This is a genomic window from Stenotrophomonas maltophilia, assembly GCF_002799155.1.
In the GTDB taxonomy this organism is placed as follows: domain Bacteria; phylum Pseudomonadota; class Gammaproteobacteria; order Xanthomonadales; family Xanthomonadaceae; genus Stenotrophomonas; species Stenotrophomonas maltophilia_R.
In genome coordinates this window covers 452255-467588 of sequence record NZ_NERD01000002.1, presented here as the reverse complement: position 1 = coordinate 467588, position 15334 = coordinate 452255, and the positions used below count along the sequence as shown (strand labels likewise).

The following is a 15334-nucleotide window of genomic DNA, read 5'->3' as shown; positions in this document are numbered from 1 at the left end:
CGCGCGGCTACCCTGCCGCGCTCACCTGTGCAGCGTAGTGCGCCGCGAGATGCTCGACCAGCGCACGTACCTTGGGCGCCAGCGCGCGTGCATGCGGATATAGCGCGAAGTAGCGTCGTTGGCCGGCATGCCAGGCCGGCAGCACGCGGATCAAACGGCCGGCGCGCAGATCCTCCTGCACGGTCAGCGCGGTGAACAGGCTGATGCCCATGCCGGCCAGCGCGGCGGCGTACAGTGCGGGCGTGGCATCCACGCGCAGGCGCTGCCCGGCTTCGACGCTCGCGGTTGCGCCGCGCGGCCCCTGCAACTGCCAGGGCGGCATTGACGGCGTGGGACTGAAACCCAGCAGCGTGTGCTGTGCCAGGTCCGCTGCCTGCCGCGGCAGGCCGTGGCGCGCCAGGTAGGCCGGTGCGGCGACCAGGATGCGCGGGCAGCTGGCCAGTTCGCGCGCGACCAGCTGGCTGTCCGGCAATGAAGCCGCAATGCGCAGGGCCAGGTCGAAACCACCGCCCACTACATCGACCAGCTGATCATCTGCCGACAGGTCCAGCGTGACCTGCGGGTAACGCTGCAGGAACGACGGCAGCCAGTGCGGCAGCTCCTGGCTGGCCACCACCTGCGGCACGCTGATCCGCACGCTGCCACTGGGCTGCGCCTGCCCGGCGCGGGCACGGTCGTCGGCTTCCTGCAGGCGATCCAGCAGCGTCGCCGCCTCACGGTAGTAATCGCGCCCGGCCTCGGTCAACGACAGCCGACGGCTGTTGCGATCGAGCAGGCGCACCTGCAGGTGTTCTTCCAACTGCCGCAGTTGCCGCGACATCGCCGAGTGGGTGGTCCCCAGGCGTTCGGCGGCCGCAGTAAAGCTGCCGGCGTCGACGATGGCGCGCAGCGCACGCAGGGCGGCGAAGTGATCCATCGGCGGGCAGCTCCACGTGGCGGGGCCCGCGGCATGCGGACCCCGCCAGCTTATCAAGCGCCGTCGCCGGCCTGGCGCACCGGCAGCGCCAGGATTGCGTCAGTACTCATGACATCACCGAAGGTGTCCTCGATCTGGGCCAGAGAGGCCTCATGCAGCGCGCGATGGCCGATGCGCTGGCCGCCGGCCAGATCCAGGTCGCGGCTGGCGCTCGCATCGGACGAAACGATCACCCGGTAGCCGCGCGGCGCCGCTGCCGCGTCGCGCGCGGCACCCGCCACGCAGGCATGGGTCTGCAGGCCGGTGACGATCAGGGTGTCGATGCCGGCGTTCTTCAGCACCTGGTCGAGTACTGCGGCGGACGCACCGGCGAACACGCTGACATTGTCCTTCTGCACCACGGTCTCGCCCTGGCGTGGCTGCAGGTCTCGATGGAACGCGGCATTGATGCTGCCCTGCGCGAACAGCGGCGCGCCGGCCGGCAACACGTGCTGCACATGGATCACGCGGATGCCATGGGCGTCGGCAAATTCGACCACCCGCTTGGCCTGGCGCAGCGCGGCCACGCCATCGGGGATGACCATGCGGCCACCGGCAAAACCTGGTGCGGCCTTGGCATCGAAATACTCATTCTGGAAGTCGATCACCAGCACGGCGGTCTTCGCCGCATCCAGCGAGGTCGCCACCGGCGCGCCGGCCATGTGGCGGATGGTCGGATGGGCCGGTTCGACAGCGCTGACGGGGGTAACGGTGGCCATGCCGATCAGGCTGGCCAGGCCAAAGGCGGTGAGGTTCATGTTCAGGCTCCTGTGCGTTGGGAAGTGGGCACAGGATGCGGAGCGAATGACGCACGAACCAGCCGCATATCAGCACATGATCTGTGCGAATTATGCACAGACCGACGGTGTCGAGGCGAGCCATGCTCGACGCTGCAAGAGCGGGAAAACGCAACGGGGCGCCCGAAGGCGCCCCGCTGCGGATCCAACCGAGGTCGGCCGGCCGCTTACAGGCGGCTGGCGATGGCCCGGGCAAAGCTCATGGTGGTGCCGGTGCCGCCCAGGTCGCCGGTCAGCGAGTCCTTGGCTTCCATGGTGGCGACGATGGCCTTGCGCAGGCGCTCGGCGTTTTCCGGCTGGCCGACATGGTCCAGCATCTGCGCGGCTGCCAGCAGCAGCGCGCACGGATTGGCCTTGCCCTGGCCGGCGATGTCCGGCGCGGTGCCGTGCACGGCTTCGAAAATCGCTGCGCCCTTGCCGATGTTGGCACCCGGGGCCAGGCCCAGGCCGCCGACCAGACCCGCGCACAGGTCGGAGATGATGTCACCGAACAGGTTGGTGGTGACGATCACGTCGAACTGTTCCGGACGCATCACCAGCTGCATGCAGCAGTTGTCGACGATCATTTCCTGGAACTCGATTTCCGGGTACTGCGCGGCGACTTCACGGGCGACGTTCAGGAACAGGCCCGAGGTCGACTTGATGATGTTGGCCTTGTGCACGGCGGTGACCTTCTTGCGGCCGGTGCTCCTGGCCAGCTCGAAGGCGTAGCGCACGATGCGCTCGGAGCCCTTGCGGGTGATGCGGGTGCCGGAGAAGGCGGTTTCGCCGTCCGCCGACACTTCCTGGCCTTCGGCCAGGTAGGCACCTTCGGTGTTCTCGCGAACGGTGATCAGGTCGACGTTGTCGAAACGCGACTTGGTGTTCGGGAAGGTGTGGGCCGGACGCACGTTGGCGTACAGGTCGAAGTGACGGCGCAGGCTGACGTTGATCGAGGTGAAGCCACCACCGACCGGGGTGGTCAGCGGGCTCTTCAGCGCGACCTTGTTGCGCGCGATCGATTCCAGGGTCACCGCCGGCATCAGGTCGCCGTGCTTTTCCAGGGCCACCAGGCCGGCGTCGGCGTCTTCGTACTCCAGGCCAGTCTTGAGCTGGTCGAGCACGAACAGGGTGGCGTCCATGATTTCCGGGCCAATGCCGTCGCCGCGGATGACCGTAATTTTCTGCGTCATTGATCGATGTTCCGAACAGGGGGAAAAACGCCGTCCGGACGTGCCCGGAAACGCCGGCGCAAAGGAAGTTTCATCGGCAATTATGCCTTACCCGGCTCGGAGACCCCAAATAGGCAATTAGTCCGAGCCGGGTAAGGCAGAATTGCCCGCGCATCCCACCTTATCCCCGCGCCTGTCGGCGCGCCCCCTTGAACAACAAGGGGGCTCCCCGGGCTGTTGGATCGCGGGAACGGGCCCGGCGCTACCTCAATGCGCGTGCGCTTCCGGGGCGGCGGCGCCGCCTTCGAGCTGGTCGAGGAAGTCGACCGCGCGGCGCAGGTGCGGGATCACGATCGAACCGCCAACCACCAGGCCGACCGAGAAGGTCTCGAAGAACTCCTCGCGGGTCACCCCGGCGTCCTTGCACTGGGCCACGTGGTAGCTGATGCAGTCGTCGCAGCGCAGCACCATCGAGGCCACCAGCCCCAGCAGTTCCTTGGTCTTCACGTCCAGCGCGCCGGCCTGGTAGGTCTGCGTATCCAGCGCGAAGAAGCGGCGAACCACCTGGTTCGGTTCGCCCAGGATGCGCTCGTTCATGCGCTTGCGGAACTCGGTGAACTCGGCGATGCGGTCCTTGCTGCCGTCGTCGGCCGTGCTCATGCCTGGCCCTGCCCGGCCAGCAGCGGCTCGAGCTTGCCTTCACGGTGCAGGGCCATCATGTCGTCGTAGCCGCCGACATGGACGTCGCCGACGAAGATCTGCGGCACGCTGGTGCGGCGGGTCAGCGCCATCATCTTCTCGCGCTCGGCCGGGTCCAGGTCGATGCGGACCTCGGTCCACTGCTGGCCCTTGCTCTTCAGGAAGTTCTTGGCGGCCACGCAGTACGGGCAGACGGCGGTGGAATAGATGGTGATGGCGGGGGCACCGCCGGCGGTCTGGGCTGTCACGGGAAACTCCACGATGGATCGACGGTCTACATATGGTACCGGTGCGCTGGAATTTCCACGCCACGGCCGCAACACTGTGGATTAACGAATGGTTGCCCCCTGCCCTGCCACGCTTGGCGCGCCCCGCCCGAGGACCTTCTGCTTGCGAGCCCTGCTGCTGACTACCGCCGTCACCCTTGCCCTGGCCATGCCGCTGGCCCGGGCCCAGGAGAAGCTGCCCGACATCGGCTCCTCGGCCGGTGAGCTGCTGACCCCGGCCCGGCAGGCCGAGTACGGCGCGATGATGCTGCGCGAGCTGCGCAACTACGGCTACCTGCTGGAGGATCCGCTGGTCAATGACTGGCTGCAGACCATGGGCACCCGGCTCGGCTCCAACAGTGACCAGCCACGGCAGCCGTACACCTTCTTCGTGATGAACGACCGCCAGATCAACGCCTTCGCCACGCTGGGCGGCTACATCGGGGTCAATGCCGGCCTGGTGCTGACCGCCGAGCGCGAGGATGAGGTCGCTGCAGTGTTGTCCCACGAAATCGCCCACGTCACCCAGCAGCATGTGCTGCGCGGTGTCGAGCGCGCCCAGCGTGACCAGATCCCGATCCTGCTGGGCATGCTCGCGGCGGTGGTTGCCGCCCAGGCCAGCAACAGCACGTCGTCCGGCAACGCGACGATGGCCGCGATCAGCTCCGGCATGGGCCTGATGCAGCAGCGGCAGATCAACTACACCCGCTCCAACGAGTCCGAGGCCGACCGCCTCGGCATCCGCACCCTGTCGCGCAGCGGCTACGACGTGGATGCCATGGCCGGCTTCTTCGAACGCATGTCGGCGGCGATGCGCGGCAACGAGGGCGGCTACAGCGTGCCGGAGTTCCTGCGCACCCACCCGGTCAACATCACCCGCATCAGCGAGGCCAAGGCCCGCGCCGAGCAGATGAAGAAGGATACGGTGCTGCTGACCACCAGCACCCCCACTGGTGAGCGCAAGGAGCGGGTGGACCCGGCCGATCCCAGCCTGGGCGAGCCGCTGCTGCGCGGCAACAACCCGCTGCTGCCCAGCAATGTGCTGCGCCTGCCGATCGGCCAGCTCAACCGTGGCGCCAGCGGCGACTTCGACTGGGCGCGTGAGCGCCTGCGCGTGCTCAGCGCGGATTCCACCCCCGAGCTGGAACGCGAGTATGCCGACCTGGCCAAGCGGCAGAAGGACGGTCTGAACGACGCACAGCGCTATGGCCAGGCACTGGCGGTGATGCGCGGTGGTCGTGCCGGTGCCGGCCAGGCCCGGCAGACCCTGGCCAGCCTGCTGCAGACCCATCCTGGCAACCTGTGGCTGGCGCTGGGCCTGGGCGAAGCGGAGTCGCGGGCGGGCCAGGCCGCCCAGGCCAACAGCCGCTTCGAGCAGCTGCTGCGTGAACACCCCAACAGCCGCCCGGTGGCACTGACCTATGCCGAGATCCTGAACGAACAGGGCAACCGCGAGGCCGGCCAGCGCGCGCAGGCAATGCTGCGCCCGCTGTTGTCGCAAAGCGGTAACGATCCGGTCTTCCAGCAGCGCTTTGCCCGCGCCAGCGAGCTGGCCGGCGACAGCGTGCGTGCGAGCGAGGCCTATGCCGAGGCTGCCTTCCTCAGCGGGCGACCGGAACAGGCGCTGATGCAGCTGCAGGCCCTCAAGCGCAACCCGGCGCTGGATTACATCGGCCGCGCGCGGGTCGACGCCCGCATCGAATCGATCACCCCGACCGTGCTGGAGCTGCGCCGCCAAGGCGTGCAGGACCCGGACCTGGACCGCCGCTGAGCGCTGCATGACCGGCCGATGGCAATCCAGGCCGGTTCCGGCCGGGTAGTCACAAACATGTCATCAAACCGTAGTCTACTGGCACCACTCCAGTAACCGAGCCCTACGGTGTCCTCGTGCAGAAACGCATCCTGATCGTCGATGACGAGCCCGCGATCCGTGAAATGGTCGCCTTCGCCCTTCGCAAGGGTGATTACGAACCGGTCCACGCCGGCGATGCCCGGGAGGCCCAGACCGCGATCGCCGACCGCGTTCCGGACCTGATCCTGCTGGACTGGATGCTGCCCGGCACCAGCGGCCTGGACCTGGCCCGCCGCTGGCGCAAGGAAACGCTGACCCGCGAAGTGCCGATCATCATGCTGACCGCCCGTGGCGAAGAGAACGACCGTGTTGGAGGCCTTGAAGCAGGCGTCGACGACTATGTGGTCAAGCCGTTCTCGGCGCGCGAACTGCTGGCCCGCATCCGTGCGGTCATGCGCCGTGCCCGCGAGGATGACGAGGATGGCAGCGTGGCGGTCGGCCCGATCCGCATCGACGGCGCTGCCCACCGCGTGTTCGCCAACGACCAGCCGGTGCCGATCGGCCCGACCGAATACCGCCTGCTGCACTTCTTCATGACCCACCCGGAGCGCGTCTATACCCGCGCCCAGCTGCTGGACCATGTGTGGGGCGGCAGCGTGTACGTGGAGGAGCGCACCATCGACGTGCACATCCGCCGCCTGCGCAAGACGCTGGAACCGTTCAACGCCGAGAACATGGTGCAGACCGTGCGCGGCGCCGGCTACCGCTTCTCCACGGCCACCTGAGTCTCGTCGTGCCGGCGCCGCGCACCTGCGGGTGCCGGTGCCGGCAACTCTGCTATAACCCTCGGTTCACCCCAGTGAACCGCCGCACCTCAACGACGAGACCGCAATGCCCCGCCACATCCGCTCTGCCTGGTTGAAGACCCTGGCCACCGTTGCCGCGGTACTGCTGTTCTCCGGACTGGTGGGGTGGTTCACGGGCCATCTGTGGTTGTGCATCGCACTGGGCGCGCTGGCCACCCTGGCCTGGCATTACTGGCGCCTGCGCAGCGTGCTGCGCCGCCTGACCGCACGCCAGCGCTGGGACACCGCCGAGGAAGGCACCGGCGTCTGGAACGAACTGGACCGCCTGCTGTATCGCAACCAGGTGGAAATGCGCGTGCGCAAGCGCCGCCTGCTGGACATGCTGCGCAGCTACCGCGCCGCCGCCGCCGCGCTGCCCGATGCGGTGGTGGTGCTGGACCGCAACAGCCAGCGCGTGCAGTGGTTCAACGAAGCGGCCACCGCCCTGCTCGGCCTGCACCATCCCGGCGACCTTGGCGAGGCCCTAGTCGAACGCCTGCAGCCGATGCCGCTGGCCCACTGGCTGGCCGGTGGCCGCAATGCGGAACCGATCCTGGACGTGCCCTCGCCGGTCGATCCGGCGATCCGCCTGAACCTGCGCCTGATTCCTTATTCGTCGGATTACTGGCTGCTGATCGCCCGCGACGTCAGCAAGCTCCTGCGCCTGGAACAGGTGCGCCGTGACTTCGTGGCCAACGTTTCACACGAACTGCGCACCCCGCTCACCGTGGTCCACGGCTACCTGGACATGATGGACCCGGAGGATTTCCCGGGAACCGGACCGATGCTGGAAGAAATGCGCAAGCAGAGCCAGCGCATGGCCCAGCTGGTGGAAGACCTGCTGACCCTGTCGCGCCTCGAATCGCAGGAACACAGCGAGGAAGAGACCGTGGCCATGCAGCCGATGCTGGCGACGCTGCGCCGCGAGGCCGAGGCGCACAGCCAGGGCCGCCACCAGATCAGCATCGACGACCTCGCCGGTGTCGACCTGCAGGGTTCGACCAAGGAACTGCACAGCGCCTTCTCCAACCTGGTCACCAACGCGGTGCGCTATACCCCGGCCGGGGGCCGCATCGCGGTGGAGTTCCGCCGCGAGGGCGACGGCGCGGTGCTGGCGGTGCGCGATTCCGGCTACGGCATCCCGGCCACCCACCTGCCGCGCCTGACCGAACGTTTCTACCGCGTTTCCAGCAGCCGCTCGCGCGAGAGCGGCGGCACCGGGCTGGGCCTGTCCATCGTCAAGCACATCCTCGGCCTGCACCACGCACGGCTGGAGATTGAAAGCGAGGTCGGCAAGGGCTCGGTGTTCTCCTGCCATTTCGATGCCGACCACGTGCGCCCGCGCGAGTCCGCCCCCCTGACCTCCATCGAAGAATGACGCCATGAGCAGCCTCGGATCCCTCCCCCTCCCCGTGAGCCCGGACAACGATCCGTTGCGCGACCCGGCGCTGTACATCAACCGCGAGCTGTCGCAGCTGGATTTCAATTTCCGCGTGCTGGCGCAGGCGATGGACCCGCAGGTGCCGCTGCTGGAGCGCCTGCGCTTCATGTGCATCTCCTGCACCAACCTCGACGAATTCTTCGAGATCCGCGCTGCGGCCGTGCGCCACGCACAGGAATTCGGCCTGCCGCCGGCACCCGACGGCATGAGTCCGCAGGCGATCCTCAATGCCATCCATGACCGCGCCGCCGAACTGGTGGACCAGCAGTACCGCTGCTGGAACGAGACCCTGCGCCCGGCACTGATGGACGCAGGCATCGGCGTGCTCGGCCGCCATTCCTGGACCGACCGCCAGAAGCGCTGGCTGCGCGCCTACTTCCGCAACGAGATCATGCCGGTGCTGTCGCCGCTGGGCCTGGACCCGGTGCATCCGTTCCCGAAGATCCTCAACAAGTCGCTGAACATCGTGGTGGTGCTGAAGGGCACCGATGCGTTCGGCCGCGCCGGCCACCTGGCCATCGTGCGTGCGCCGCGCTCGCTGCCACGCATCATCCAGTTGCCGGAGAAGCTCGGCGGCCCGCAGAACTTCGTGTTCCTGTCCTCGGTGCTGTCCACCTTCGTCGATGAGCTGTTCCCGGGCCTGGAAGTCCAGGGCGCCTACCAGTTCCGCGTCACCCGCAACTCCGAGCTGGTAGTGGACGAGGAGGAGGTGGAGAACCTGGCACTGGCGCTGCGCGACGAGCTGGTCGACCGTGGTTACCGACCGGCGGTGCGCCTGGAAATCGCGCAGGACATGCCGCGCGAGATCGTGCGCACCCTGCTGCAGAATTTCGGCCTGACCGAGAACGCGGTGTACCGCATCGATGGACCGGTCAACCTCAACCGCATCATCCAGCTCTACGACCTGATCGCACAGCCGGACCTGAAGTACCCGCCGATGACCCCGCGTACCCTGCGCGACAGCGACGGCATCTTCGAGACCACCGCGCGCCACGACCTGCTGCTGCATCACCCGTTCGATGCCTTTACCGCAGTGCTGGAGCTGATCCGGCAGGCGTCGGTCGATCCCAACGTGCTGGCGATCAAGCAGACCCTGTACCGCACCGGCAAGGATTCGCTGATCGTCGACGCCCTGATCCAGGCCGCGCGCAACGGCAAGGATGTGACGGTGGTGGTGGAACTGCGCGCGCGCTTCGACGAAGAGGCCAACCTTGGCCTGGCCGATCGCCTGCAGGAAGCCGGCGTGCAGGTGGTGTATGGCGTGGTCGGCTACAAAACCCACGCCAAGATGCTGCTGATCGTGCGCCGCGAGGGCCGCAAGCTGCGCCGCTACGTGCACCTGGGTACCGGCAACTACCACAGCGGCACCGCCCGCGCGTACACCGACATCAGCCTGATTACCGCCGATGCGGACATCGGCAATGACGTGCACCTGCTGTTCCAGCAGCTGTCCGGGCTGGCCTCGAAGATGAAGCTCAAGCGCCTGCTGCAGTCGCCCTTCACCCTGCACACCGGCATCCTCGGCCGCATCGAACGCGAGACGCGCATTGCCGCCGCCGGCCGCCCGGCGCGGATCATCGCGAAGATGAACGCATTGAACGAACCGCAGGTGGTGCGCGCGCTGTACGCCGCCTCGCAGGCCGGCGTACAGATCGACCTGATCATTCGCGGCGCCTGCACGCTGCGACCCGGCGTGCCGGGCATCTCGGACAACATCCGCGTGCGCTCGATCGTCGGCCGCTTCCTGGAGCACAGCCGCGTCTACTGGTTCGGCAACGACGGCGCACCGGAAATGTACTGCGCCAGCGCCGACTGGCTGGAACGCAACCTGCTGCGCCGGGTCGAGACCTGCTTCCCGATCCTCGACCCGGAACTGGCCAAGCGGGTATACCGCGAAGTCCTGCAGAACTACCTGGACGACAACCTCAACGCCTGGGAACTGGACGCCGACGGCGTCTACCACAAGCGTGCGCCGGCCCACGACGAGGCACCGCATTCGGCACAGATGGCATTGATGCAGGGGCTGTAGCCCGGTGTGTCGACCAAGGTGGACACCTACCAGGAGCGGTAGGCACCGATTTTGGTCGGGACTGGATCAGTGCCGACCAACGGTCGGCACCCACCATCAGATCGCGGAATTCTGTCGAAGGCGGGGTGGGTCCGGTTGAGGGGGCGTGAGCGGCATGGGCCCGAGGCATGCCTCGGGCGGGTTGGGCAGGATGCCCAGCCCCGGTCTTGCCGTGTGCGCAGGACAGCGCACACGAGCAGGCGCGACCGAGCTTACATGGACGTACTTGCAGCGTCCCCCTCAACCGGACCCACCCCGCCATCCCACGGATAGCCCGCTGTTGCTGTTGCTGTTGCTGTTGCCGCTGGTTCGGCACGTGCAGGGCGCTGCCCTGCCGCACTCCCCTCTTCCAAAATGTGAAGGCCGCGCGGTGACGAGCACACCGCCCCTTCGGCTAACATTCGTCCATGCCGCATACCACCACGACTCCGCCCGCATTGCAGGATGGCGACCTGCTGGCCGCCATCGACCTTGGCTCCAACAGTTTCCACATGGTCATCGCGCGCTACACGCTCGGCCAGCTGCGGGTGATCGACCGCCTGCGCGAAACCGTGCGCATGGCCGACGGCCTGGATGGCAAGGGTGGACTCTCATCCGCTGCCCGGCAGCGCGCGCTGGAATGCCTGGCCCGCTTTGGCCAGCGCATCCGCAATGTGCCGCCGCACCGGGTACGCGCACTGGCCACCAACACCGTGCGCCAGCTGCGCTCGCCGCAGTCGTTCCTGGTCCCCGCCGAAACCGCACTGGGGCATGCCATCGAAGTGGTCAGCGGCCGCGAAGAGGCTCGCCTGATCTACCTTGGCGTGGCCCACGCGCAACCACCCAAACCCGGCCAGCGCCGGCTGGTGATCGACATCGGCGGTGGTTCGACCGAGTTCATCATCGGCATGGGCATGCAGACCCTGGAGCGCGAAAGCCTGCAGGCCGGTTGCATCGCCAGCACCCGACGCTTCTTCCCCGGCGGCAAGTTGAGCAAGAAGCGCTGGAAGGACGCGCTGGCCGAAATCGGCCGCGAGTTCCAGCCGTTCGCCAGCAAGTACCGCGCGCTGGGCTGGCAGGAAGCACTGGGGTCTTCAGGTACGCACAAGGCGATCAGCGAGATCTGCGCAACGATGAAGCTGAGCAAGGGCGCGATCACCGCCGAGGCGCTGCCCCAGCTGCGAGATGAATTGCTGAAGGCCAAGAAGATCGACGACATCCAGTTGCCGGGGCTGTCCAGCGACCGCCGGCCGATCATCGCCGGCGGCATCCTGGTGCTGGAGGCGGCGTTCCAGGCGCTGGGCCTGCAGAAGCTGCTGGTCAGCAAGGCGGCGATGCGCGAAGGCATCCTGTATGACATCGTCGGCCGCGCCGGCGAGAACGACCTGCGTGATGAATCGGTGGCCGCACTCAGCCAGCGCTATGGCATCGATACGGTGCAGGCCGACCGCGTGCAGGACACCGCGCTGTCGCTGCTGGAGCAGGTGCAGGAACGCTGGAGGCTCGATGCCGACGATGCGCGCATGCTCGGCTGGGCCGCGCGCCTGCACGAGCTGGGCCTGATGATCGCGCACAGCGGCTACCACGTGCATGGCAGCTACGTGCTCGAGCACTCGGATATCGCTGGCTTCTCGCGCCAGGAGCAGCAGATGCTGGCCGCCCTGGTGCGCAGCCACCGCCGCAGCGTGACCAAGACCGCATTCGACGCCCTGCCCGAGCGCCTGCTGCTGACCGCACGCCGGCTGGCGGCCCTGCTGCGCCTGGCGGTGCTGCTCAACCGCGCCCATGAGGACGACCCGCTGCCGGCGCTGGAACTGACCGCCGACGACAACCGCCTGTCACTGATCGTGCCGCAGGCCTTCATCGATGCCCGTCCGCTGCTGCGCGCCGACCTGATCGGCGAGACCGACGGCATCGCCGGGCTGGGCATCCAGTTCCGTCCGTTCGTGGCCTGAATACGCTGTCCCCTGTTGTCCACAGGACAGCCAGGGGTGACGCACTTCCCACTCCCGCTTTGCGCAGTCTGGCGGTTTTTTATGCTGCTTCGCAACACAACGGCGAGGTAAGGGCGATCGCACCCCTCACGTAAGCACCTGCTTTTGTTCACGTTTCGTGAAGGAAGAGGATGCAACGTGACATAGATTGATACGAACTCTTTACAGGGCATTAACCAACGAGACTACTATCGGGTCACCGGCTCGGTCATTGACCCTGCTGGCTCCTTCGACGCCCACTTTGGCGTCCTTTGCACGACCTGAGAGAGAGAGCTCGCCATGACTTCACGCACCACCGCACTGGGGCAGGCCATCCGCTACGCCCTGGCTACCACCGCGACGCTGGCCGCCCTGCCCGCGTTTGCCCAGGACGGCAGCAGCGCCACTCCCACCAACCTCGACCGCATCGAGATCACCGGCTCGCGCATCCGCCAGGTGGACGTGGAAACCGCCCAGCCGGTGTTCGCGATCACCCGTACGGCCATCGAGCAGCAGGGTTTCAGCTCGGTCGCCGACATCCTGCAGAACGTCACCGCAATGGGCAGCCCGGCGATCAGCCGCGCCAACGCGCTGACCGCCGGCGAGAACGCGGGGGGGTCGTACATCGACATGCGCAACCTGGGCACCCAGCGCACGCTGGTGCTGATCAACGGCAAGCGCCTGGGCATCAGCACCTCCGGTTACCAGGACATCTCTACGATTCCGGTGTCGGCGGTGGAGCGCATCGAAGTGCTGAAGGATGGCGCGTCGGCCATCTACGGTTCCGATGCCATGTCCGGCGTGGTCAACATCATCACCCGCTCCAATGTCACCGGTGTGACCGCCAACGTCTACCACGGCCAGTTCAGCCAGGGCGACGGCGCGCGTGACCGCTTCGACGTGGTGGCAGGCTGGAGCAACGACCGCATTTCGCTGACCGTCGCGGCCGAACATGCCGAAGAAAAGGCCGTGTGGGCCAAGGACCGCGGCTTCAGCGCCTATGGCCTGACCGACCGCCATGCCGACAACCTGACCAACTGGACCACCATCAGCCAGTGGGGCCAGTTCACTGGCCTGAAGGGTCGCCCAGGCTGCACCAACGCGAAGGACGGCTGCAACTACTCGCTCAATCGTGGTGCCGACCCGACCAACCCGGCGAACTACCACATCACCGATCCGTCGGCGTTCACCGGCGACGTCAGCAACGCCAACGAGCAGATGCACCTGAACTTCCCGCTCAAGCGTGATTCGGTGTACTTCGACGGCCGCTTCAAGATCACCGACAACGTCAACTTCCGTACCGAGCTGGGCTACAACAAGCGCAAGGCCGTGCGCCAGATCGCCGGCTACCCGCTGCAGTCGAGCACCGCCGGCGTGGGTTCGATGTCGATCGACAGCTACTTCAACCCGTTCGGCCGCCAGCATGGCTACGCCACCCCGACCGCCGTGGCCTGGAACCGCCGTACCTGGGAAGTGCCGCGCGTGACCACCAGCGAGCTGAAGACCTACCGTGCGGTGGCGTCGTTCGACGGTTCGTTCGAGATCGGCAGCCGCTACTTCGACTGGGAAGCGGGCTACCAGTACAACCGCAACGAACTGGAAACCATCGCGACCGGCAACCTGCACAAGGCGCGCGTCGCTGGCGGCGTCGGCCCGTCGTTCTACAATGCGGCCACCGGCAAGGTCCAGTGCGGCACCGCTGCCGCGCCGATCTCCTATGACGTGTGCAAGCCGTGGAACCCGCTGGTGCCGTACGGCACGATCGATCCGAACGGCATCGATGGCAACGCCGAACTGCAGGCCTGGCTGTTCCCGCCGGAAGTCACCACCGGCAAGACCACCAGCAAGAACTTCTTCGCCAACATCGCCGGTTCCATCGTGACCCTGCCGGCAGGCGACCTGGGCTTCGCCTTCGGTGTGGAAAGCCGCAAGGAAACCGGTGAGTACCGTCCGGATCCGCTGGCGCAGGCCGGCGCCACCACCAACCTGGCCGCGGGCCCGACCGGTGGCGGCTACAAGGTCAACGAGGCGTACCTGGAAATCAACGTGCCGGTGCTGGCGGACCTGCCGGGCGCGAAGGAACTGACCTTCAACGGTGCCACCCGCTTCTCGGACTACGACACCTTCGGCAACACGCTCAACAGCAAGTTCGGCTTCAAGTGGAAGCCGTTCGACCAGCTGCTGGTCCGTGGTACCTGGGCTGAAGGCTTCCGCGCCCCGACCATCAGCGATCTGTACGGTGGCGGCTCGCAGACCTTCGCCCAGTTCAGCGATCCCTGCGACGTGCAGTTCGGCTCCTCGCGCACCAGCGCCGAGGTTCGCGCCCGCTGCGCCCGTGACATCGCCAACGCTGCAACCTTCCGCCAGCTGCGCCAGGGCAATCAGCCGGTCGCCACTTCCGTCGATGCGACGCCGGTGCCGTTCGTGTCGGGTTCCAACCCGACCCTGACCCCGGAAACCTCGACCAGCAAGACGCTGGGCCTGGTCTGGAGTCCGAGCTTCATCAAGAACTTCAATGCATCGCTGGACTGGTGGAAGATCCGCATCGACAACACCATCGTTGCCGACAGCCCGACCCAGATCCTGATCGACTGCTACGAGCAGGGCATCGATGCACGCTGCCAGCGCTTCACCCGTGACAAGTCGACCGGCCCGACCGCCGGCATCGTCGATACCCTGCAGTTCGGCAGCCGCAATTCCGGCTTCATGGAAACCGAAGGCTACGACCTGGACCTGAACTACCGCCTGGAAACCAGCGTCGGCAAGTTCAACGCTGGCTGGGCCACCACCTATGTCAGCAAGAGCGAGTTCCGCTCGACCAACGACAGCACGGTGGTGCCGACTGTCTCCAATGGCATCGGCAGCAACTTCCGCGTCCGTTCGAACCTGGTGCTGGGCTGGGATCTGGGCAACTTCGGCGTCAGCTGGACCGCGCGCTACTATTCCGGCGTGAAGGAACAGTGCGTGGACATCCGTGCCTATCCGGACGAGTGCTCCGATCCGGGCGTGTACGCCCCGTGGTACAAGGGCGCACGCAACTACAACGAGCGTGGTTCGGTCACCTTCCACGACGTGCAGGTGCGTTACTCGCTGCCGTGGGATGCCACCGTCTCGGTCGGTGCCAACAACGTGTTCGAGAAGACCGGCCCGATCATGTACACCAAGCCGAACTCGGCCTTCTCGTATTACGGTGGCTACGACATCGGCCGCTTCGTCTACATGAAGTACCAGCAGCGCTTCTGATCCATCGCGCTGTGATGTGAAGCACTACGACCACGGCCCTTCGGGGCCGTGGTTTTTTCAGGGGGGCAGGGCCTCCATACGGTGGCCGGCGCCGCCGTCATCTGACCGTCGCAAAGCGGTCATGT

The 15334-nt window shown here is 66.8% G+C and carries 11 protein-coding genes; 6 read left to right on the top strand and 5 right to left on the bottom strand.

Annotated features, from left to right (window positions below; genetic code table 11):
- Positions 1 to 7: 7 nt before the first annotated feature.
- The 5 genes from B9Y82_RS02645 to grxC form a co-directional block, all read right to left on the bottom strand.
- Positions 8 to 916: a LysR family transcriptional regulator gene (locus tag B9Y82_RS02645; RefSeq protein WP_100471431.1), complete on the bottom strand. Its 909-nt coding sequence runs from the start codon at positions 914 to 916 to the stop codon at positions 8 to 10.
- Between the two features lie 53 nt (positions 917 to 969).
- Positions 970 to 1713, bottom strand: a complete 744-nt coding sequence (locus B9Y82_RS02640; RefSeq protein WP_100471430.1) for a cysteine hydrolase family protein — start codon at positions 1711 to 1713, stop codon at positions 970 to 972.
- 206 nt (positions 1714 to 1919) lie between these two features.
- On the bottom strand, positions 1920 to 2924 hold the full coding sequence (locus B9Y82_RS02635) for an isocitrate dehydrogenase (RefSeq protein ID WP_100471429.1): 1005 nt from the start codon (positions 2922 to 2924) through the stop codon (positions 1920 to 1922).
- A 246-nt stretch (positions 2925 to 3170) separates the two neighbouring features.
- Positions 3171 to 3563: a carboxymuconolactone decarboxylase family protein gene (locus B9Y82_RS02630; RefSeq protein WP_100471428.1), complete on the bottom strand. Its 393-nt coding sequence runs from the start codon at positions 3561 to 3563 to the stop codon at positions 3171 to 3173.
- On the bottom strand, positions 3560 to 3850 hold the full coding sequence (grxC, locus tag B9Y82_RS02625; protein WP_004154541.1) for a glutaredoxin 3: 291 nt from the start codon (positions 3848 to 3850) through the stop codon (positions 3560 to 3562). The genes B9Y82_RS02630 and grxC overlap by 4 nt, the downstream gene beginning before the upstream one ends.
- Positions 3851 to 3938: 88 nt before the next feature.
- On the opposite strand from grxC, the gene B9Y82_RS02620 reads away from it, so the two are divergent.
- The 6 genes from B9Y82_RS02620 (at position 3939) to B9Y82_RS02595 (ending at position 15209) form a co-directional block, all read left to right on the top strand.
- Positions 3939 to 5639: a M48 family metalloprotease gene (locus B9Y82_RS02620; RefSeq protein ID WP_202908113.1), complete on the top strand. Its 1701-nt coding sequence runs from the start codon at positions 3939 to 3941 to the stop codon at positions 5637 to 5639.
- Positions 5640 to 5755: 116 nt separating this feature from the next.
- Positions 5756 to 6445: a phosphate regulon transcriptional regulator PhoB gene (phoB, locus tag B9Y82_RS02615; RefSeq protein ID WP_005408258.1), complete on the top strand. Its 690-nt coding sequence runs from the start codon at positions 5756 to 5758 to the stop codon at positions 6443 to 6445.
- 106 nt (positions 6446 to 6551) lie between these two features.
- Positions 6552 to 7883 carry a phosphate regulon sensor histidine kinase PhoR gene (phoR, locus tag B9Y82_RS02610; RefSeq protein ID WP_087921666.1) on the top strand — a complete coding sequence of 444 codons (1332 nt, stop codon included), beginning with the start codon at positions 6552 to 6554 and terminating at the stop codon, positions 7881 to 7883.
- 4 nt (positions 7884 to 7887) lie between these two features.
- Positions 7888 to 9975 carry a polyphosphate kinase 1 gene (ppk1, locus tag B9Y82_RS02605; protein ID WP_100471426.1) on the top strand — a complete coding sequence of 696 codons (2088 nt, stop codon included), beginning with the start codon at positions 7888 to 7890 and terminating at the stop codon, positions 9973 to 9975.
- Positions 9976 to 10421: 446 nt separating this feature from the next.
- Positions 10422 to 11948, top strand: coding sequence for an exopolyphosphatase (ppx, locus tag B9Y82_RS02600; protein WP_100471425.1), 1527 nt, complete (start codon positions 10422 to 10424; stop codon positions 11946 to 11948).
- A gap of 318 nt (positions 11949 to 12266) precedes the next feature.
- Entirely contained in the window at positions 12267 to 15209 is a 2943-nt protein-coding gene (locus B9Y82_RS02595; protein ID WP_100471424.1) for a TonB-dependent receptor domain-containing protein, read from the top strand.
- The last annotated feature ends 125 nt before the right edge of the window (positions 15210 to 15334 follow it).

What these genes read in the sequence shown, in the direction of transcription:
- ppk1 (WP_100471426.1), top strand. Translation starts at nt 7,888, where the DNA reads ATGAGCAGCCTCGGATCCCTCCCCCTCCCCGTGAGCCCGGACAACGAT.
- ppx (WP_100471425.1), top strand. Translation starts at nt 10,422, where the DNA reads ATGCCGCATACCACCACGACTCCGCCCGCATTGCAGGATGGCGACCTG.
- B9Y82_RS02645 (WP_100471431.1), bottom strand. Translation starts at nt 916, where the DNA reads ATGGATCACTTCGCCGCCCTGCGTGCGCTGCGCGCCATCGTCGACGCC.
- phoR (WP_087921666.1), top strand. Translation starts at nt 6,552, where the DNA reads ATGCCCCGCCACATCCGCTCTGCCTGGTTGAAGACCCTGGCCACCGTT.
- B9Y82_RS02595 (WP_100471424.1), top strand. Translation starts at nt 12,267, where the DNA reads ATGACTTCACGCACCACCGCACTGGGGCAGGCCATCCGCTACGCCCTG.
- B9Y82_RS02640 (WP_100471430.1), bottom strand. Translation starts at nt 1,713, where the DNA reads ATGAACCTCACCGCCTTTGGCCTGGCCAGCCTGATCGGCATGGCCACC.
- B9Y82_RS02620 (WP_202908113.1), top strand. Translation starts at nt 3,939, where the DNA reads ATGGTTGCCCCCTGCCCTGCCACGCTTGGCGCGCCCCGCCCGAGGACC.
- B9Y82_RS02630 (WP_100471428.1), bottom strand. Translation starts at nt 3,563, where the DNA reads ATGAGCACGGCCGACGACGGCAGCAAGGACCGCATCGCCGAGTTCACC.
- B9Y82_RS02635 (WP_100471429.1), bottom strand. Translation starts at nt 2,924, where the DNA reads ATGACGCAGAAAATTACGGTCATCCGCGGCGACGGCATTGGCCCGGAA.